Origin of the sequence: Thalassotalea insulae, from assembly GCF_030161395.1 — a bacterium.
In the GTDB taxonomy this organism is placed as follows: domain Bacteria; phylum Pseudomonadota; class Gammaproteobacteria; order Enterobacterales; family Alteromonadaceae; genus Thalassotalea_E; species Thalassotalea_E insulae.
This window is the reverse complement of the sequence record NZ_BSST01000001.1, coordinates 1,927,938-1,947,798: the sequence shown is the minus strand read 5'-3', so window position 1 is coordinate 1,947,798 and position 19,861 is coordinate 1,927,938. Positions and strand designations below refer to the sequence as shown.

The 19,861-nt window shown below is 41.6% G+C and carries 17 protein-coding genes and 1 riboswitch; of the genes, 7 read left to right on the top strand and 10 right to left on the bottom strand.

Going from position 1 to position 19,861, the window contains the following annotated elements:
* Window positions 1-16 precede the first annotated feature (16 nt).
* Window positions 17-1,876 carry a YfiR/HmsC family protein gene (locus QQK06_RS08855; protein WP_284244302.1) on the top strand — a complete coding sequence of 620 codons (1,860 nt, stop codon included), beginning with the start codon at window positions 17-19 and terminating at the stop codon, window positions 1,874-1,876.
* Window positions 1,877-1,883: 7 nt separating this feature from the next.
* On the opposite strand, the gene rarD is transcribed toward QQK06_RS08855, so the two are convergent.
* Window positions 1,884-2,810 carry an EamA family transporter RarD gene (gene rarD, locus QQK06_RS08850; protein WP_284244301.1) on the bottom strand — a complete coding sequence of 309 codons (927 nt, stop codon included), beginning with the start codon at window positions 2,808-2,810 and terminating at the stop codon, window positions 1,884-1,886.
* Window positions 2,811-2,924: 114 nt separating this feature from the next.
* Window positions 2,925-3,380, bottom strand: a complete 456-nt coding sequence (locus QQK06_RS08845; RefSeq protein WP_284244300.1) for a thioesterase family protein — start codon at window positions 3,378-3,380, stop codon at window positions 2,925-2,927.
* A 128-nt stretch (window positions 3,381-3,508) separates the two neighbouring features.
* On the opposite strand from QQK06_RS08845, the gene recQ reads away from it, so the two are divergent.
* Window positions 3,509-5,323, top strand: coding sequence for a DNA helicase RecQ (gene recQ / locus QQK06_RS08840; protein WP_431313659.1), 1,815 nt, complete (start codon window positions 3,509-3,511; stop codon window positions 5,321-5,323).
* A 51-nt stretch (window positions 5,324-5,374) separates the two neighbouring features.
* Here recQ and QQK06_RS08835 read toward each other — a convergent pair whose 3' ends face one another.
* On the bottom strand, window positions 5,375-5,674 hold the full coding sequence (locus tag QQK06_RS08835) for a c-type cytochrome (RefSeq protein WP_284244298.1): 300 nt from the start codon (window positions 5,672-5,674) through the stop codon (window positions 5,375-5,377).
* Window positions 5,675-5,803: 129 nt separating this feature from the next.
* Between QQK06_RS08835 and QQK06_RS08830 the strand changes: the two genes are divergently transcribed.
* A complete protein-coding gene (locus tag QQK06_RS08830) occupies window positions 5,804-6,109 on the top strand; it encodes a DUF3630 family protein (protein WP_284244297.1) in 306 nt (101 codons plus the stop codon).
* Window position 6,110: 1 nt separating this feature from the next.
* On the top strand, window positions 6,111-6,584 hold the full coding sequence (locus tag QQK06_RS08825; RefSeq protein WP_284244296.1) for a 2-thiouracil desulfurase family protein: 474 nt from the start codon (window positions 6,111-6,113) through the stop codon (window positions 6,582-6,584).
* A 16-nt stretch (window positions 6,585-6,600) separates the two neighbouring features.
* Here QQK06_RS08825 and QQK06_RS08820 read toward each other — a convergent pair whose 3' ends face one another.
* Window positions 6,601-7,611 carry a GGDEF domain-containing protein gene (locus QQK06_RS08820; protein ID WP_284244295.1) on the bottom strand — a complete coding sequence of 337 codons (1,011 nt, stop codon included), beginning with the start codon at window positions 7,609-7,611 and terminating at the stop codon, window positions 6,601-6,603.
* A 293-nt stretch (window positions 7,612-7,904) separates the two neighbouring features.
* Window positions 7,905-7,987: riboswitch (cyclic di-GMP riboswitch) on the bottom strand.
* A gap of 132 nt (window positions 7,988-8,119) precedes the next feature.
* On the opposite strand from QQK06_RS08820, the gene QQK06_RS08815 reads away from it, so the two are divergent.
* A complete protein-coding gene (locus QQK06_RS08815; protein WP_284244294.1) occupies window positions 8,120-9,982 on the top strand; it encodes a tetratricopeptide repeat protein in 1,863 nt (620 codons plus the stop codon).
* A gap of 8 nt (window positions 9,983-9,990) precedes the next feature.
* Window positions 9,991-10,488: a hypothetical protein gene (locus QQK06_RS08810; RefSeq protein WP_284244293.1), complete on the top strand. Its 498-nt coding sequence runs from the start codon at window positions 9,991-9,993 to the stop codon at window positions 10,486-10,488.
* Here the strand turns inward: QQK06_RS08810 and rep are convergent, their stop codons facing one another.
* Window positions 10,489-12,510: a DNA helicase Rep gene (gene rep / locus QQK06_RS08805; protein ID WP_284244292.1), complete on the bottom strand. Its 2,022-nt coding sequence runs from the start codon at window positions 12,508-12,510 to the stop codon at window positions 10,489-10,491.
* Between the two features lie 111 nt (window positions 12,511-12,621).
* On the opposite strand from rep, the gene ubiK reads away from it, so the two are divergent.
* The gene (gene ubiK / locus QQK06_RS08800; RefSeq protein WP_284244291.1) at window positions 12,622-12,873 is read left to right on the top strand and encodes a ubiquinone biosynthesis accessory factor UbiK; all 252 of its coding nucleotides are present in this window, start codon (window positions 12,622-12,624) and stop codon (window positions 12,871-12,873) included.
* Between the two features lie 428 nt (window positions 12,874-13,301).
* Here ubiK and ilvA read toward each other — a convergent pair whose 3' ends face one another.
* From ilvA to ilvG, 5 genes are all read right to left on the bottom strand, one after another.
* Entirely contained in the window at window positions 13,302-14,870 is a 1,569-nt protein-coding gene (gene ilvA / locus QQK06_RS08795; RefSeq protein WP_284244290.1) for a threonine ammonia-lyase, biosynthetic, read from the bottom strand.
* Window positions 14,863-16,728, bottom strand: a complete 1,866-nt coding sequence (gene ilvD / locus QQK06_RS08790; RefSeq protein ID WP_284244289.1) for a dihydroxy-acid dehydratase — start codon at window positions 16,726-16,728, stop codon at window positions 14,863-14,865. Before ilvD ends, ilvA begins: the two co-directional genes overlap by 8 nt.
* A gap of 107 nt (window positions 16,729-16,835) precedes the next feature.
* Window positions 16,836-17,762 (bottom strand): branched-chain amino acid transaminase, encoded by a 927-nt coding sequence (locus tag QQK06_RS08785; RefSeq protein WP_284244288.1) that lies wholly within the window; start codon window positions 17,760-17,762, stop codon window positions 16,836-16,838.
* Window positions 17,763-17,866: 104 nt separating this feature from the next.
* Window positions 17,867-18,112, bottom strand: a complete 246-nt coding sequence (gene ilvM, locus QQK06_RS08780; RefSeq protein WP_284244287.1) for an acetolactate synthase 2 small subunit — start codon at window positions 18,110-18,112, stop codon at window positions 17,867-17,869.
* A gap of 1 nt (window position 18,113) precedes the next feature.
* Window positions 18,114-19,778, bottom strand: a complete 1,665-nt coding sequence (ilvG, locus tag QQK06_RS08775; protein ID WP_284244286.1) for an acetolactate synthase 2 catalytic subunit — start codon at window positions 19,776-19,778, stop codon at window positions 18,114-18,116.
* Window positions 19,779-19,861: the final 83 nt, after the last annotated feature.

Genomic DNA, 19,861 nt, shown 5'->3' with positions numbered 1-19,861 from the left:
AAGATACTATTGCTGTGTGCCCATACTATTTATGGGTATGCTGTCAAACTTAACTTTTGCTCAGCAACTTAGTAGTGAACAAATAAAAGCGGCATATCTTTATAACTTTCTTAAACATGTAAAATGGCCTCAAGAACAAAGCAAGCAGCAGTTTGTGCTGGCTATCTATCAAGACGATGATTTTTACCGCACTATTAATCAGGCGTTAAGTCGCCGCTTAGTAAAAGGTAAACCCATTTCGGTCAAACTGGTTAACAATATCAACCAGGCAAAAAAAGCAGATTTAGTTTTTGTTTCAGTTAAACCTAATATAGATATTTCACTGATTGCTACTGACTTACGGCGAACTGACACCTTATTGGTGACAGATAATAGCGTTGATAAGCATAACATCATGATCAATTTGCTATTTAATTCAGAAACTTCCGGTATTAGTTTTGAGGTCAATAAATCTAATATAGTGTTTGAACGGCTGGAAATGTCGGCAGAGCTGCTGTTATTAGGGGGAACCGAAATAGATGTTGCTGAGTTATATCGAGAAACTGAGTTGGCAATGCAAAAAATGCGGCAGCGTGAAATTGAACTCAATAGTGCGCTAGCAAAACAGAATCAGCAGTTGGCCCTCAGTAGTCAGCGACTTAAGCAATTAGATCTAAGCTTGAAAAAAAGGCAGCAGGAAGCAGAGCAGCGACAACAGGATTTGGTCGCGTTAAAAAATAAGATCACAGAGCAACAACAGGCATTTTCAGCAAAAGAAAAGCAATTGGATGAACTGGTAGTGCAACTGACCGGTGCGAAAGCTGATTTAGAACAAAAGCAAACACTGGCGGAAGAAAAAGAGCAAGCGAATATTCAAATGGCGGAGCGGATTGAGGCGAATCGTCAGATACTTGCCCAGCAGCAATCACAAATCGATTTACAAGGTGTACAACTGAGCCGTAAAAACGAAGAGCTGGAGGAAAGAAAAGCCCGTATTGAGCAGCAAAAATTCTATTTAATCGTTTTGGCAGTACTCATTTCTATCGCGGTATTTATTAGTATCTTAGTGGTATGGTTATTTAATAAAAATAAGAAAACTACCAGAGAACTGAGCCGCACCTTAGAGAATTTAAAGGAAATGCAAGATCAGTTGATTCAGTCAGAAAAGCTTGCTTCATTGGGTAAATTAACTGCCGGTGTAGCACATGAAATTAATACCCCATTAGGTATTGCCATTACCTCCTCAAGCTCAGCACTGGAAAATACCAAAGAAATTCAGAGTGATTTTGATTTAGGCAATCTGAAAAAATCAACATTGGGTCGCTACCTGAAGGTGATGGAACAATCGACCAACCTCAATATGTCGTCCCTTAATCGAGTGATTGAATTACTGAATAATTTTAAGCAGGTCGCCGCTGATCAGGTGGTTGGAGAGATCCGTGAGATTGATATTGCCGAGTATATTAATGAAGTGATGCAAACCCTATCTGCTGAGTTAAAGCGTTTTCGTGTTAACTATCGCTACCTTGGTGATGACGATATTATCGTTAAAACTGTCCCTGGTGCATTGGCACAAGTGATCACTAATTTAGTGACCAATTCGCTTAAACATGGCTTTGAAAGCCGTGATAGCGGTAATTTAACCATTAGTGTTAAGCAGCAAGGTAATAATATTGAAATTGAATATACCGATGATGGCGAAGGCATGGATAGTGAAGTGCTACGCAATATCTTCGAGCCCTTTTTTACCACTAAACGCAGCAGTGGTGGCACCGGCTTAGGGATGAATATCGTTTATAATATTATCCAGCAGAAGCTACATGGTGATATTAAAGTTAGCAGTGAGTTATCTCAGGGTTCACGTTTTGTTATCACCATTCCACAAGCTTTAAATTAAACAGCCCTTAGACACTGACATTTTTGCGCAGAGCCTGTTGCTTTTGTTTATGGGCATTAAAAGAATCAAGGCTGTAAATTATGAGTGCGATCCAGATAAAGCCAAAGGTGATCAGCTTTGCCATTACTAACGGTTCTTGATAGTAGGCAGTCGCTAAAATAAACATAATGCTTGGCCCTATATATTGGAAGAACCCGACAGTAGATAAGGTTAAACGTTTAGCTGCGGCGGTAAAGCACAATAGTGGCGCAGTGGTAACGACACCGGCAAATATCAGAGTCGTATTCATGGTTATGGTATTGATTAGCATATTGCTGGTCTCGCTACTGACAAAAATGCTCCAGTAAACAAGTGCAATCGGTAACATCAGCATTGATTCGACTAACAAGCCGATAAATGAATCAACATGCAGTTTTTTTCTTAATAATCCATAGACGCCGAAGGTGCTCGCCAGTGCCAGTGAAATTATCGGTAATGAACCAAAGGAAATAAGCTGAATTAATACACCGCTAATCGCTAGTAGTACAGCAAACAGCTGCCACTTTCTAAGTCGCTCCTGAAGAAATATCACCCCGAGTGCGACACTCAATAGTGGGTTGATAAAATAGCCTAAGCTGGCATCAAGCAAGTGATCATTATTGACTGCCCAGATAAATAAAAACCAGTTAGTGCCGAGAATAGTTGCTGTTAGCAATAATTTAGTCAATATTTGCGGTTGTTTGATAATTGCGATAAATGCTCGCCATTTACCAGTTAAGATCACGATAATTGACAACAATAATGATGACCAGACGACTCGATGTACCATGATTTCATCTGGAGTTACAGCAAGTAATAACTTAAAGTAAATTGGTGCCAGCCCCCACATTAGATAGGCGGATATGGCGTTAATTACGCCGGAACGTACATCGTCTTTAGCTGGTTCAGTCGTCATTACTGGAATACTGTCAAAGAAAAGGAAAATGGGATTATATCATCTCTGCCAATTAGCACGGGTAATTGGATGAAGTAAAATGTGTTTAGATTGTAAAGTCAGCTGCACATTTTTTTATCCCACCATATAGGTACCAGTGCCAAATGCAATGTGATCGTTTTGTTCATTGTGCAGCTCCATCCTAGCAACCGCGACTTTACTGCCACTTCTAATGATATGAGCCGTGGCAACAAATTCTTTTCCTCTGCCTGGGCGAAGAAAATCAGTACGTAGATCTATGGTGCCTAGCTTACTGAGACTTTGTTGGATATTTTGTGGTGATAAGTCATCAAGCTGATCAATAATATTTGCCGCCGCAACGACGCCACCCGCTAGGTCTAACACTGAGGCGGTTACGCCACCGTGGAGGATTTTCTGAATCGGGTTACCAACCAGTTTGTCATCCCAAAGAAAGCGGATCTCAGAGCGTTGGGTATCGAAATGTTTAATCTTTAAGCCAAGTAACTGATTAAATGGCATATCATTGGTCCAAAACTGCGCAATTTGTTTAAAGAGTTGTGCCTGATCCATAATTGTTCTGGTCTGATGAGTTGTTTGTTAAGCATATCACTGAATTTCTCGATAAAGAAATTTTCTTATTAGATTACTCGTTACTAAATTATCGGGTAAAATAGCGCGATTAAAAATAACGAAGTAATATTTTGACTGTAGCCACGCCTGATATATCAAATGATGCACTATTAACAAACTTAAAGCACTATTTTGGCTATAGTGAGTTTCGTCCTGGGCAGCAAAACGTGATTGAACAAATACTTGCAGGTCGAGATAGTTTAGTACTGATGCCAACAGGTGGTGGTAAATCGCTTTGTTACCAATTGCCTGCGACTATGTTGTCGGGGATAACCATTGTTATCTCACCTTTAATTGCCTTGATGAAAGATCAAGTGGACGCGTTAAAACGTCAGGGTATTCAGGCGGCATATGTTAATTCAAGCTTAACGCCAGCAGCCATTAATGAGATTTTCCAACAATTGGCGCGCGGTGAGATCACTTTATTGTATCTCGCACCGGAGCGGCTGAATAACTATTATTTTATTCAGGGATTGCAAGAGTTGCCGATCAAGTTATTTGCCATTGATGAAGCTCACTGTATTTCACAATGGGGGCATGATTTTAGGCCTGCCTATACTCGGCTAAATACTATTAAGCAACAATTTCCTCATGTGCCGGTAGTCGCGTTAACGGCGACCGCAGATGTGACGACTCGTAAGGATATTTTACAGCAATTAGGCTTACAGAACCCTTATATCCATTTGGATAGTTTTGACCGCGCTAATATTCGGTTAACACTGGCGGATAAGTATCAGGGCACTCAGCAGATCATCAGTTATATCAAAAAGCGGCAGCAGGAATGTGGCATTGTATATTGCAGTAGTCGTTGGCAAGTGGAAAAGTTAGCGAAAGCGTTAGCGAATACTGGAATAAACGCCGCAGGTTATCATGCCGGAATGGAGCCTGAAATTCGCGACATTGTTCAGGAAGGATTTGCCAAAGATAATATTCAGGTGGTGGTAGCAACGGTAGCGTTTGGTTTAGGGATCAATAAATCTAATGTTCGTTTTGTTATTCATTTTGAACCGCCGAGAACATTGGAGTCTTATTATCAGGAAATTGGCCGAGCCGGACGTGACGGCTTACCGGCAGAGGCGCTTTTTCTCTACGATGAAAATGATCTTAAACGTATTGAATCCCGCATTGAATCCAGTGAGCACGAACAGCGGCGTCATGTTGAACTGCAACGCTTTCAGGCGATCACAGGTTTTGTTGAAGCACAGACTTGTCGTCGACAGCTGGTACTAAACTATTTTGCCGAATACACTAAGCAGGGGTGTGGTAACTGTGATATTTGCTTAGACCCGCCAAGTTTATTTAATGGTTTAGAGGTCGCGCAAAAAGTATTATCTTGTGTTTATCGCATTGGGCAACAAGGTGACGCTAATTATCTGGTTGATATTTTACGGGGCGTAACGACAGATAATATTGCTAAACAAGGCCATGATAAGGTATCGACTTTTGCCATCGGTAAAAACAAAACCCCGGGTTATTGGCATTCGATTATCAGACAGTTAATTCATTTAGGTTTTCTGCAGCAGGATATTGCTAATCATTCTGTACTTTGTTTGACTCAGGCGGCTCACGCGATATTAAAAGGAGAAATCGCACTAATGCTGGCGTCTCCGCGCTTGCAAAAAGCCAGTTACTGGCGACGATCAACACAAAAGTCCAGCTATGACCGTAAATTGTTTGCTAAATTAAGACAATTGAGAAAGGAACTGGCGGATGCCGAGGATATTGCACCTTATATTGTCTTTAATGACGCAACCTTATCAGAGCTGGCTAAATACCAGCCGATATCCAACCATGAAATGCTTAATATCAGTGGCATTGGTGAAACCAAGTTACAGCGTTATGGTCAGCCCTTTATCTCTTTGATTAAAGAGCATAAATTATAGAAATAAAAAAGGCGCCTGATGCGCCTTTTGAGATCATCAAGAAAGATAAAGTTATTTCAAGCTGGCAAAATATGCCGCTAAGTTTGCAATGTCTTCATCTGATAAAGGCATTGCCATTGCACCCATTACTGGATCTTTACGAGCGCCTGATTTGAAATCTTTTAATTGTTTGGATAAATAAACTTCTTTTTGACCCGCTAAGTTTGGATACATAGGTACGGCAGATATGCCAGTTGCACCATGACAAGCAGCACAAGTGCCTGATTTTGCTTTACCTGCGGCAATATCACCGGCAAACACTGGAGATGCCATCATCACTGTAGCTGCTACGGCTAAAGTAAGTTTTTTCATAACTTTCTCTCTCTTAATTTTTATATAGAATTTAAACGCCTTGGCTGATTATAGGTAAAAAGATCAAAGCTGTCGTTGCTTTTTTTAGTAATATAGCGCAATCAAAGAGAATTCTTAGGTTTAGATCAAATGACGACTAAATTTATTATTAAATGCAACGAGTTAATTGATTCAAATATTATATTAACGTGCAATCAGAACTGGTCGCAAGAAGATATTGCGCTAATCGTAGAGCAATTTTTTCATCAGTATCCACAATGTCAGTGGGTTGAATCTTTAGAAGGAGCCGATCGGGTGGTAGCCCGCTTACTATGGCAGCAAAATCATTTTCAATTAAATTTTGAATGCTACTCTGAGTCAATCTGGCTTGATAGTGAAGATGAGATGGCTCAAATGAATATAGAGTCTTTTTATGCAGTGTTAAAAGGGGCATGATATGGAAAAAATATTAGTCAGTGCCTGTTTGTTAGGGCAAAGCGTCCGTTATGATGGCGGCCATCAGCTGTTACTAAATCAACAGCTCATTCGCTGGCAGCAACAAGGACGTGTAGTGGCTGTTTGCCCTGAAGTTGCCGGCGGCTTATCTGTGCCTAGAGCACCAGCTGAAATTAGCCAGCTAGATCACAGGGTTTATGATAATACCGGCATTGATGTCACTGATGCTTTTAATCAAGGGGCGCAGTCTGCTTTGGCACTTTGCCAGCGACATAAAATTCGTTACGCTTTATTAAAAGAATCCAGTCCATCTTGTGGCAGTCAGTTAATATATGACGGTCATTTTCAGGGAGAAAAAATTGTTGGGCAAGGGCTGACGGCAGCATTGCTACGTCAGAACGGTATTACAGTCTACTCTGAGCAAAGCCTTAATGAACTTATTGTGCAAGTCGAGGCACTCGATCAAGATAATTAGTGAAGCCGAGCTGGGGTTAATTAGCTACTGTGAGCCTATTATGACCACCGCGCTGCAAATCCATTACTAAAGTGCGGGTATAATTAAGAATTGTCTGAACATTTTGGGACAGTTTAAAGTCGTTAACCCCGGTTGAAATCGTCATTTGTGGTAAATGCATTCCTGATTTGCTGCTAACAAAACGAAGTTTTTCTACACCCTGGCGGATTTTTTCTGCGATTTCGCCGGCTGTAGAACGTTCAATTTCTGGCAAGAGTATTAAAAATTCATCGTGGCCAGCACGCACTGGGAGCCCACTGTCACCGACGTAGCTGCTAACTTTATTCGCTACTTTTGCCAATAATACATCGCTGATCAAGGCTCCGTATTTCTGAGTTATTTGTTGCATTTGATCGACACTAATCACAATCGCAGCCACTTGCTTATTTGGATTCTCTTTGCTCCAGCTTTCCAAGTGCTTATTAAGTGCCTTACGGTTGTATAAGCCAGTTAATGGATCCAGATAAATTTCCTTTTTAACTTCTGCTAACTCTTTTTTCAGTGATTGCGATTGTTGCTTAGAAATTTTTAATTGCTGCGCCAGCTGTTGTTGCTTTTGCTTAAATGACAGCGACGCCTTTTCAATTTGTTGGATAGCGTATGCGATTTGTTGGGCGTTTTGGGATTTTAATCCTGTGATGTTGTCATCAATTCTTTTGATTAAGTTGCTAGTAAAGTTAACCGAACTTTCACTATTTTGCTGGACGCCACTAATAAGGTCATCAATTTCTGTGATTATCTCGTCACGAAATTTACCTTGTCCGAGAATATAAAGTTGATATAGCTCTTCAATAAAAAAATTATCCAGCTTTTTGCCTAAGGAAAAATGCTGTTTTATTTGCGCAATGAGCGCTGTATTTTTGCCGCTGACATATTCATAACTGACGGCATAATTTATCGGCGAAGCAGGGAGGTGCCAAAGTTGCAATTGCTTTATAGCAAGCGCAAGTTTGTTATCTGCTTGTTCCATGGAATCATGATACTTCACTACTTCCAAACCTCTAATTAGCGCGGCGACGTCTTATTATTATTATTATGGCATCTATTCTCTAGCAATTTTGTCAAAAGTGCTAGAGTAAATATGGAATTAGTATTAATAAAATGTAAATAAAGTGGCTGGTAAGATTGATTCTGCCTAAATTTGTTGATAATGCGCTATTGTGTCGCAGTAGACATGATGTTTTATTAAACTCATGAGAGGGACAAGGGAGGCACGCAAAGTAGGTCAGGAATAGTAAGTTAGCGACTGCAAAATATAGACAAGCCCCCACTATATCTAAATTCGGTAGTTCCGCTATCTTAGGTTTCCCCTTAGACCGGTAACTTTGCGTCTCTAGCTTTCACTAGATTTGCCCTTATCGAGCTTTAGCAGCTCAGTGACCATTATAAGCTATGAAGACAGCTTGTAAACCTTTATGATAAATTATCGTGTCATGTCGTCGCCACTATCGACAGTTTATTTATAATGTTATGAATATTAAGGAAAATATAGATTAATGAAATCTAGCTTATTTGTGCTGTTAGTGCTGTTTTCTGGTTTTTTTACAACTTTTGTTGATGCCAATGAAGCAAAACTGTCGGAACTGCAAGACAATATTATTCAGGTTGATACCTTGTTTTTGACCGATCCTGAATCCTTGCCTTATCAAACAGTGATTGAATTATCGCAAAAAGTGATTCGCAATCGAGAGCTCTATAACGCTAATACCATAGGTAAAATGTTTAGTTTATTAGCTGATGCAGCCGTTAATAAAGGGGATTTGGCGAAAGCATTACAATTTTCTTTAGATGGCGAAGCGTTGATTGGTCTAGAGGCTAAGCTACATTTATCATTAACACTGAAAGTGGCCGCTGGTTATTACTATAAAGGTAAATATCACCAAGCGAAGGAAATTGCCGATCAGGCGGTTGTATTGGCAAAACAAATTAACACTCCTATTTTGTTGATTAAGGCTTTGGGATATCGGGCTATGGCGAATGCGGTTATTGCGGAGCATCAACTGGCATTAATCGATTTACAGCAAATTCAGCAATTGCTCGCAAATTATGAGCAATTTAATGATCATATTCATTTACTGGCGGTGATTGCTAATGCGCATTTTTATTTAGGTTCATATCAAACGGCGCTAAAACTATATAATAAGGTACTGAAAATCAGGTTTGATCAGAATAAACAATTTAATATTGACCAGACCTATTACAATATTGCTCGTTGTTATCTTAAATTAGATCAGTTAGATGATGCCTTTCATGCCTTTAATGGTGCAAAACAATATGCTGAGAAAAAAAATGCGCCGATCAGAATTGCATACGCAGAGCTTGGCTTGGGGCAAGTGTTATTAAAGCAAGCAAAGTATGATCAGGCATCTGAGCATTTGATGGTGGCGAATGAACTTTTTCATGGGCAAAACATCCCTCAGCCGTATTTAACAACTTTACTTAACTTGGCTCAGGTAGCCAAAGTTAAGGGAAACTACGCACAATCCTATCAATATATCACTCAGGCTGAAATGTTGGTTAACAGTACGGAATTGACTCAAGAACAAATTGCCTTCTATCAATACTTGGCGCAAATGTATCAGGAGCAGGGGTTATATCAACAAGCTTATCAGGCGCAAACTAGGTATATTGAGCGTTATAAACATTTTAATCATGTCCATCAGCACCTGCCAAGCGAGTTGGATCCTAATAATATTGCCAGCGAAAAAAATCGCGAATTGTCACTAAATATGGCGGCAGAAACTGAACTGAAAAATCAGTTTGCTGAAAAATTTAACCAGCAATATCAGGTAATTGTCAGTCTGGCTGTCGTCATTGCGCTAATGGTGATTTTACTATTGAGCATAATACTTAAACACAGGGCAAAACGATTGAATCAGCAATATGATGAAATTGAAAAGCCGACAGATATTTTGGCAACGCCTTCGCAAACTAAGAGCTTTTATCAACATTATTATAAAATGGCGCGAAAATTTGAATACCCACTGTCAGTGGGGTATTTTTCCATCGATAATTGGCAAGAATTAAGATTTCAGTTCAATAAAAAGGTGGTCGAGGAAGTGGCACGTATTATCGCTACCTTGGTTAATGAACATAAAGGAGAATTTGATCAGGTTGGGTTAATTAATGAGGGAGAGTATTTATTTCTTGCTCCTTATCAAGCACCAGAGCAGTTAAGAAAAACCTTTGAACAATTAACAAACGCATTAAAAGTGCAGTTTTTTGCTAATTTAGGTGAGTTTTCTTTAAAAGTTGGTTACGATTGCCAATCTCCAAATGTTCAAGATATTGATCCTTACATTTTCTTATCTCGTTTGAGCGAATCAACGAGAGCTGAATATAGTAGTTATAAAACATAGGCTTATATATGGTATTTAGTCTGGTAATTATTGGTATATTTGTTGCCGTTAGTATTTATTTTTATTTTCGTGCGGAAAGTTTGTACCGACAGTTGTTAATTGTGAAAAAAGACGCTGCGCATGCTAAGAAAGAAAGCAAGCAAATGGTGGACTCCATTGCGGTTATTGCTAAAAAAAATGAAGAGTTTTCCGTTGCTAGGTATAAACGAATTAAGGAATTGGTCAGTGACCCGGCGGAATTAGAGCTGTTATTACCGTTAGTAAATAATTTCTCTATGATTTTTCGAGAGAGTTTACGTGGCAAGGGACAACTTCATAAAGTCGCGAAAAAGTGCTGTGATAGCTATAAGCCAGGACACTATAAGCAATTAACGACTCATATTGCTAAACAAGATGCACAAATTAAACGTGTCTGGAGTAGCAATAATCTCAGTGGCTTTATCGCTTTTATTGAGGCGATGCTGATCGAACACGAAACAAAATTAATTCCGAGCAGCGACAAATAACTACGCGTTTTTCTTTTTCAGTAATTCGCGTAAATTCTCTACTCCTTGACGAGCCGATGCTTGCTTTTGCTCTTGGCTCTTTTTCGTTTGCGTTACTTCCCAGTTCAAATCATTTTGCGGCAACTCATAAAGAAAGCGGCTAACTTCGGTGCGGGCTACCTCACCAAATTGACGGCGTTCTCTGGCGTAAGTGAAAATCAGTTCCCGTTGTGCCCGTGTAACGCCGACATAAGCTAGGCGACGCTCTTCTTCAACATTATCTTCATCGATACTTGTTTGGTGTGGCAATAAGCCTTCTTCCATACCGATTAAAAATACATAGGGAAATTCCAGTCCTTTTGATGCATGCAGCGTCATTAACTGTACCTGATCGGCAAATTCTTCTTCTTCATTTCGCTCCATCATATCGCGCAGCGTTAGTCGGGTGACGATTTGTGGTAAGGTCATTGGTTCTTCATCGTCAGAGCCTTCGAGCATTTGAGTGACCCAGCTAAATAATTCGGTAACATTTTTCATCCGCATTTCCGCCGCTTTAGCACTTGGCGAGGTATCATAGAGCCAGTCTTCGTAGTTTATTTCCCGGATCATTGCTCTTAGCACCGCTGCGGTATCACCACGTTCAGCATTATCTGCCGTTTCCACCAACCAGCGGGTAAAGGCCTGCATTTTTGCCAGTCCTTTACCGGATAGATGTTGCTCTAGCCCTAATTCAAAGCTGGCGGCAAACATACTAATTTGTCGCATATTGGCGTAGGTGCCGAGTTTTTCTAGAGTAACTGGACCAAGTTCGCGCCTTGGCACGTTAACTATCCGTAAAAAGGCATTATCATCATCTGGATTGACTAATACTCTAAGGTAAGCCATTACGTCTTTAATTTCAGAGCGTGAAAAAAACGAAGTACCACCACTTATTTTGTAGGGAATACGGTTGGTCATTAGCGCTTTTTCCAGCAAGCGTGATTGATGGTTGCCGCGATATAAAATGGCATAATCTTTATAATGACTGCGATTTAAAAAGCGATGACCTATCAGTTCGCCCACGACACGTTCAACTTCATGTTCTTCGTTTTTCGCCTGCACCACCCTTAGTTCAACGCCATAATCGAGTTCACTAAACAGAGATTTATCATATACATGAGGGTTATTGGCGATCAGAATGTTGGCGCATTTCAGTATCCGACCGCTGGAGCGATAATTTTGTTCCAACTTAATCAGCTTTAATGACGGAAAATCCTGGCCGAGCAATACCAGGTTTTGTGGCTTGGCACCGCGCCATGAGTAGATCGATTGATCGTCATCGCCTACTACGGTTAATCGGCCGCGTTCACCTGTGATCAGTTTAACCAGTTCATATTGACTGGTATTGGTATCCTGATATTCATCTACCAACATATAGCGAATTTTATTGCGCCAGCGCTCCCTGACTTCCGAATAGTTTTTTAACAATAAGGTTGGTATCAGGATCAAATCATCAAAATCCAGCGCGTTATAAGCCTTCATATGTTGCTGGTAGCGGCGGTAAAACTCGGCATAAAGTGCGGTATCGGCATCACTGGCGAGTTTGATGGCAGCATCGGGTAGCAACAGGTCGTTTTTCCAGTTGGAAATCATAGTTTGTAACTTGCTGAGCAAATCTTTATCGCCGTCGAGTTCTTCAGCGGTTAATTCTTTTAATAATGCGAGCGTGTCTTGATCGTCAAACAAGGTAAAACCAGGCTTAAAACCTAAGGTTTTTATTTCCCTGCGTACGATGTCCAGACCTAATGAATGAAAGGTGGAAACCGTTAAACCGCGGGTTAATTCGCGCCCTAACATTTTAGTGACCCGCTCTTTCATTTCGCGTGCTGCTTTATTGGTAAAAGTCACCGCGGCGATATTACGTGCCTTATAATCACATTTTTGGATCAGATAAGCGATTTTCTGACAAATAACCCCGGTTTTACCGCTGCCAGCGCCAGCCAGTACCAGGCAAGGGCCGCTTACATATTTGACTGCTTCATTTTGTCCGGGGTTAAGTTTCATGCCATTGGTGTTGTTAGTTGACGAGGGTGCTGATTTTACCTTGTTTTATCCTTTGGCAAAATAACTTAATGCATTACAATAGCGAGATTAATCGAATAATGAGCAACTCCGATGATCAATGCCAAGAAAATAGAAGAAATTGCTAAGCAGGTGACTGAGTCAATTCCACCGAGTTTAAAAAACTTAGCCAGTGATTTTGAAGATAAAACAAAAACTGTGTTGCAGCGTAAATTATCTCAGTTAGATGTGGTGTCGCGCGAAGAGTTTGATGTGCAAACGCAGGTTTTATTAAAAACCCGTGAAAAACTTGAACAGTTGGAAGCAAAAATTGCTGAGCTCGAGGCTCAACTGAATAAAGATTAATAGGCCCTAGGTTAGTGCCTAAAAAAGCCCATCGCATAGCAATGGGCTGAAAGCGTCAGCCTCTATTTTTAAAGGCTAACTGATGGGAAGCTAAGCATTTAAACTGATGTTGGCGGTTATTGTTCTTTCATATTCGATAAAATATCCTGACCGCTGGCCATAACTGTGGTTGGTAATTTTCCACCCCACCGCTGGGCTTTGACATATTCCACCAATACTTTACTGGTTTTAATCGCTTGTGCTTTTTCTTAATTGCTTCTGTGGTGATAGCTTAAGCGGAGCCGTCGGCACGGGCTTTTTCTGCGGCGGCAAGATTGTTCTCTGATTGTTTGGTTTCTATGCTTTGCAGGTATTTATGCGGCAGTACCAGATTTTCTATTGGCACGCTGTGATAAAAAAACCACTTAAGTATTAAGTGGTTTTTAACGTTACGCTAGAAATGCCTGATAGGCTTGATTGTTGGTTTCTTCTTGCCATTCGTAAGCTAAATCTTTGAGATGATTAAAGAAATCGAGTGAATCATCATTATTGACTTCAAACCCAGCGAGTACCTGACCAAATGCAGCGCCGTGATTACGGTAATGGAACAAGCTAATGTTCCAATGTTCGCCTAAAGTATCGAGAAATTTCTCCAACGCGCCAGGATATTCTGGAAACTGGAAACGGAAAATACGTTCTTGTGTTTTAACCGGGTTTTGTCCGCCGACCATATAACGAACATGTAACTTGGCTAGTTCATTATCGGTTAAATCACTTACCTGATAGTTTTCCTGCTCTAGCAGAGAGATTAACTGCTGACGTTCAGCCTGGTCTGCAACTCGCACACCAACAAAAACATGGGCAATGTCCTGTTGAGTGGCTCGGGATGCATGGCGGTAATTAAATTCTGTGATCACGCGCCCTTGCAAGGTGTGGCAGAAATTACGAAAACTGCCTTTTTGTTCTGGAATGGTTACTGCTAATACCACTTCTTTTTGCTCACCGAGTTCACAGCGCTCAGAAACGTAGCGCAAGGTATGAAAATTCATATTGGCGCCAGATAAGATTGCCACTAAGGACTCATCCCCAGAACTCGATTGACAGTACTTTTGCAAACCCGCAAGTGACAGTGCGCCAGCTGGTTCGGCGATCACTCGAGTATGCTCAAAAATATCTTTAATTGAGGCGCAAATCTCATCGGTGGTGACTGTGATGACGTCATCGCAATATTGCTTGATTAACTCAAAGGTATGCTGACCAATACGTTTGACCGCGACACCGTCAGCAAATAACCCGACTTGTTCAAGATCTGTCGGTTTTCCCTGTGCTAACGCGGCTTTTAAGCAGGCGGAATCTTCAGCTTCGACTCCTATCACTTTAATATCTGGTCGTAATTGTTTGAGATAAACTGCCATACCGGCAAGTAGGCCACCACCACCAACTGGAATAAAAACAACATTGGCTTTGGGTTGTTGCTGCAATAGTTCTTTTGCTACTGTGCCCTGGCCTGCTATGACATCTGCATCGTCAAACGGGTGAATAATGGTTTTATTTTCCGTGTCGGCAAATTCAATTGACGCCGCTTGTGCTTCATTAAAACTCTTGCCCACTAAGCGAACTTCGGCACCAAAACGACGGACATTATCTACTTTAATGTCAGGTGTGGTGATCGGCATCACAATGGTTGCTTTGATGCCTAGTTTGCTGGCAGCCATTGCCAGACCTTGTGCATGATTACCAGCAGATGCGGCAATTACGCCGTGAATACATTGTTGCTCAGATAAATTGGTCAGCTTGTTATAGGCGCCACGTAGTTTAAACGAATGCACCGGCTGCTGATCTTCACGCTTTAAATAGATTTGGTTACCTAAGCGGGCGGATAATTTATTCAGTGGTGTTAACTCACTTTCTACTGCGACATCATAAACGGGCGCTAACAATATTTTTCGCAAATATTCAAGCGCTTGCCCCTGAGTAGCTTGTGTTGATAATAAAGCTTGCTGTTCGGCGTCAGTCATTGTCAGTGACTCCATCTAATATATCGCGGTTTCTTACCGCACCTTTATCGGCACTGGTGGCGAGCATGGCATAATTTTTCAGGGCATAGCTGATAGGGCGTTGGCGATCAAGTGGCTGCCAAGCATCTTTGCCTTTGGCAAACATGTCAGCTTCTCGTTGTGCCATTTTAGCGGCTGACACTTGTAATTCAATAATACGGTTTGGAATATCAATATGAATAATATCCCCCTGTTCAACTAAACCTATGGCGCCACCACTGGCAGCTTCTGGAGACACATGACCGATAGATAAGCCGGAAGTACCTCCGGAAAAACGACCATCGGTGATCAACGCACATTTAGTGCCTAGCCCCATAGATTTTAAGTAAGTGGTAGGATAAAGCATTTCCTGCATGCCAGGACCACCTTTTGGTCCTTCATAACGGATCACAACTACTTCGCCAGCGACAACCGAGCCGTTTAAAATTCCCTCTACTGCGGCTTCTTGGCTTTCAAAAATATGAGCAGGTCCGGTAAAGGTGAGGTTTTCTTCGGCAACGCCGGCTGTTTTGACGATACAGCCATCTAAAGCAAGGTTACCGGAGAGTACCGCTAAACCGCCTTCTTGAGAGTAGGCATGTTTGAGTTCGCGAATACAGCCATTTTCTCGGTCGTTATCTAAACTGTCCCAGCGACAATCTTGGCTAAAGGCTTTCGTTGTGCGAATACCGGCAGGTCCGGCACGATAGAAATCTTTTACCGCTTGATCAGCGGTCAGGGTAATATCGTATTGTTGAAGAAATTCATCTAAGGTTAACCCTAGGACATTTTTCACTTCGGTATTAAGTAGGTTAGCCCGTGCTAATTCGCCAAGAATAGCAACGACACCACCAGCGCGGTGAACATCTTCCATATGATATTTTTGCGTTGATGGCGCCACTTTACAAAGTTGGGGGACTAAACGAGATAATCGGTCGATATCGGCCATAACAAAATCAATTTCTGCTTCCTGTGCCGTTGCCAATAAATGCAATACCGTATTGGTTGAACCGCCCATGGCAATATCTAAGCACATGGCATTTTCAAATGCTGCTTTGTTGGCGATATTGCGTGGCAAAGCGCTTTCGTCATTATCTTGATAATAACGCTGAGTTAAATTTAATATTTCACGGCCGGCGCGCAAAAATAATTGTTCACGATCGGCATGAGTTGCTAGCATAGAACCGTTGCCTGGCAGTGCCAAACCTAATGCTTCTGCTAAGCAGTTCATTGAATTGGCGGTAAACATACCGGAACAGGAGCCACAGGTTGGACAGGCTGAACGCTCAATCTCATCACTTTGTTCATCAGAAACTGTTGGATCAGCGCCTTGGATCATGGCATCAACTAAATCGAGCTTAATGATTTGCTCAGAGAGTTTAGTTTTACCCGCTTCCATTGGGCCACCTGAAACAAAGATCACCGGAATATTAAGGCGCATTGCCGCCATCATCATTCCAGGGGTGATTTTATCGCAGTTAGAAATGCAGACCATGGCATCAGCACAATGAGCATTAACCATGTATTCAACAGAATCTGCGATTAAATCCCTTGATGGTAAGCTATATAGCATGCCGCTATGCCCCATGGCGATACCATCATCTACCGCAATGGTATTAAACTCTTTAGCAACACCACCAGCCTCTTCAATCGCCCCAGCTACCAGTTGTCCCATATCTTTGAGATGCACATGGCCTGGCACAAACTGAGTAAAGGAATTCACGACTGCGATAATAGGTTTACCAAAATCGTCATCAGTCATTCCGGTAGCACGCCAAAGTGCACGAGCTCCCGCCATATTGCGGCCTTGAGTAGAAGTAGCAGATCTTAATTTAGGCATAATAGTGTCCATGTGAGTATTTCGAATTTTATTGTTAAAGCCGACTAAAAAGTTAGCTTTAATAATAAAACTCAGGGACAAGTGGTCCCTGAATAGTCGTTAAACGATTATTTTACCGGAGCTAACCAGGAATCTTCGATCTCGGTCTTACCGTTAAATATACCGAAGAACGCTTCTTGTAACGCCTTCGTGACCGGGCCACGAGAGCCAGTGCCAATCGGCATACCATCGACAGTTTTCACTGGCACAACTTCGGTAGCGGTCCCTGTCATAAAGAATTCATCTGCAAGGTATAACGACTCACGTGATATTGGTTCTTCTTTGACTTCATAGCCTAGTTTTCTAGCTAACTGCATGACCGTATCGCGAGTTAAACCCGGTAAAATAGATGCGGTACTAAACGGGGTATAAATTACCTTATTGCGCACTAAAAATAAGTTTTGACCAGCGCCTTCACTGACCATATTATTAACATCTAATGCAATACCTTCGGTATAGCCGTGACGACCTGCTTCCATGGAAATTAATTGTGAAGATAAGTAATTTCCACCTGCTTTTGCTGCTGTTGGCATAGTATTTGGTGCCAAGCGGTTCCAACTCGATACACCAACATCAACCCCATGTTCAATCGCATCGGCACCTAAGTAAGCTTCCCAGCTAAATGCGGCGACCATTAAGTCTGCTTTGGCATCGGCAGGTGGACGTAATCCCATACCAACATCGCCTAAGAAGGCTAACGGGCGTAAATAAGCAGTTTCCAAGTTGTTTTTTGCTACGGCATCTTTACAAGCCTGCATCACTTCTTCCTGAGTGTAAGGAATGTTCATGCGATAGATTTTCGCTGAATTAAATAAACGTTGAATGTGTTCTTCTAAACGGAAAATACAGGTGCCTTTATGCGTTTTGTAGGCACGAATACCTTCAAACACTGACGAACCATAATGTAATGCGTGACTCATTACGTGTACTGTGGCGTTTTGCCACGGCATGAGTTCACCATTAAACCAAATGAGTTCTGCACTTACTTTAGCCATTTTATTTTTTCCTAACTCTTTGTGGGTTAACCGTCAGTGTTAACAATTAACCGAGTAAATTTTAGGGTGCTTCTCGCTTGTTAGTATAACTTCTTTACACTGGTTTAGCGTGGGCCATTATTGTCTACGGAGACATCTTTGATGTCGATTAGCTTATTGATTTGATCGACCAAAAGTTCAATCGGCCTTTCACTACTAACTTGTAGATTAATTGTCCCGATGTGAGTGCCAGTATTTACTTTAGCTTCGATGCCATTGATCAAAAAACCGCGATAACGAGTTACTTGTAATATGCGCTCTAATACCACTTGTTTGTCATCAACATGGATAATGAGTTGGTAATTATTCATGCTAGTTGGTCTCCATCATTTTATCGTTGGCAGTTTCAGGTGGTACTAATGGCCAGACGTTATCTTTGGCATCAATTTTTACCTGTAATAAGTAAGCACCGTCATGTTCAAACATTTCATTAATTGCCGTGGAGACTTCTGATTTTTGTGTGATTTGCTTTGCTTTAATATCAAAGGCTTGTGCTAACGCTACAAAGTCAGGGTTATCTGATAAATCAGTTTCACTTAAACGACCATTGAAGAACAGATCTTGCCATTGGCGTACCATGCCTAATTTTGCATTGTCGATTAACACGATTTTGACTGGTAGTTGAAAACGCTTGATGGTGGATAATTCCTGAACATTCATCATTAATGAACCATCACCTGATACTGCGATGATACAGTCATGCGGACGACTGATTTGCGCACCAATCGCTGCCGGTAAACCAAAGCCCATAGTGCCCATACCACCGCTAGATAGAAAGTTACTTGGATCATTAAACGTCATATGTTGTGCTGACCACATTTGATGCTGACCAACATCCGTGGTCACGCAGGTATTTTTCGGCATTGCATCGCTGATGGCTTTTAATACCGCTGGGGCAAAGATATTGTTACCGGGATGATCATAGCGCCAGGCAAATTCCTTTTTCATTTGCTGACAATATTGCTGCCATTCGGCTATTGCTAACGGAATTGCCAGTGCCGGCAAGTTTACTTTCAAATCGCCTAAAATTGCTGCATCTGCTTTACGGCGCTTATCAATTTCTGCAGTATCGATATCAAAATGTATGATTTTGGCATGTGGTGCAAAGCTGTTTAATTTTCCCGTTACTCTGTCATCAAAACGGGCACCAACGGCGATTAATAAATCACATTGCTGTACTGCTAAATTGGCGGCTTTAGTACCGTGCATACCCAACATACCAAGATAATTTTCATCTTCTGGGTCTATTGCACCTAGGCCTTTGAGTGTTGAGACACTTGGCATATTTGTCGTCTCGATAAAGGCGCGTAACTCATCGATGGCATTTGCCATACCAACACCACCACCAACATAGATCACCGGTTTCTTTGCTTTACTTAGCATCGCTATGGCTGAACCAACATTAGCAGGAGGCAGGTTTACTTTGTTCTTCAACCGTGACGGTACTTGATGTTGACTGACGACTGGAGCCAATTGTATATCTTTGGGAATATCAACTAACACTGGTCCTTGACGACCCTCTAGCGCTATAGCAAATGCCTGATGTAGTACTTTTTCTAATTCGTTTACATCGGTAACCTGAAAAGAGTGCTTGGTACAGGCGAGTGATAAGCCAAAGATGTCGATCTCCTGAAAAGCGTCTGAGCCCATCGCCACCGTCGGTACCTGTCCTGTGATGGCAACAACCGGGATTGAATCAGCTAACGCATCGGCAAGGCCGGTGATCAAATTCGTTGCGCCCGGGCCAGAAGTGGCCAAGCAAACTCCAACTTTGCCTGATGCTCTGGCATAACCAACCGCCGAAAAAGCAGCACCTTGTTCATGTCGACAAAGGAAATGGTTGACCTCACTGTCATACAAGGCATCGTAAATCGGCATAATTGCGCCGCCGGGATAACCAAAGACATCGGTTACGCCGTGTTGCTGCATTACCTCAAACAGTAGTGAACCGCCGGTGTGTTGCTCTTCGTTAGTCATTGTTGTGTTAACTATTCAAAAACATTTGTTAATGCTTTGAATTAGTATGCTCCTTTGATTATGTCTAAGATGTTAAAAACAAA

Bases quoted from the DNA above. Each gene is read 5' to 3' on its own strand.
- ubiK (WP_284244291.1), top strand. From the start codon at position 12,622: ATGATCAATGCCAAGAAAATAGAAGAAATTGCTAAGCAGGTGACTGAG.
- QQK06_RS08785 (WP_284244288.1), bottom strand. From the start codon at position 17,762: ATGGCTAAAGTAAGTGCAGAACTCATTTGGTTTAATGGTGAACTCATG.
- rarD (WP_284244301.1), bottom strand. From the start codon at position 2,810: ATGACGACTGAACCAGCTAAAGACGATGTACGTTCCGGCGTAATTAAC.
- QQK06_RS08825 (WP_284244296.1), top strand. From the start codon at position 6,111: ATGGAAAAAATATTAGTCAGTGCCTGTTTGTTAGGGCAAAGCGTCCGT.
- ilvM (WP_284244287.1), bottom strand. From the start codon at position 18,112: ATGAATAATTACCAACTCATTATCCATGTTGATGACAAACAAGTGGTA.
- ilvG (WP_284244286.1), bottom strand. From the start codon at position 19,778: ATGACTAACGAAGAGCAACACACCGGCGGTTCACTACTGTTTGAGGTA.
- QQK06_RS08845 (WP_284244300.1), bottom strand. From the start codon at position 3,380: ATGGATCAGGCACAACTCTTTAAACAAATTGCGCAGTTTTGGACCAAT.
- ilvA (WP_284244290.1), bottom strand. From the start codon at position 14,870: ATGACTGACGCCGAACAGCAAGCTTTATTATCAACACAAGCTACTCAG.
- QQK06_RS08815 (WP_284244294.1), top strand. From the start codon at position 8,120: ATGAAATCTAGCTTATTTGTGCTGTTAGTGCTGTTTTCTGGTTTTTTT.
- QQK06_RS08830 (WP_284244297.1), top strand. From the start codon at position 5,804: ATGACGACTAAATTTATTATTAAATGCAACGAGTTAATTGATTCAAAT.
- rep (WP_284244292.1), bottom strand. From the start codon at position 12,510: ATGAAACTTAACCCCGGACAAAATGAAGCAGTCAAATATGTAAGCGGC.
- ilvD (WP_284244289.1), bottom strand. From the start codon at position 16,728: ATGCCTAAATTAAGATCTGCTACTTCTACTCAAGGCCGCAATATGGCG.
- QQK06_RS08835 (WP_284244298.1), bottom strand. From the start codon at position 5,674: ATGAAAAAACTTACTTTAGCCGTAGCAGCTACAGTGATGATGGCATCT.
- QQK06_RS08810 (WP_284244293.1), top strand. From the start codon at position 9,991: ATGGTATTTAGTCTGGTAATTATTGGTATATTTGTTGCCGTTAGTATT.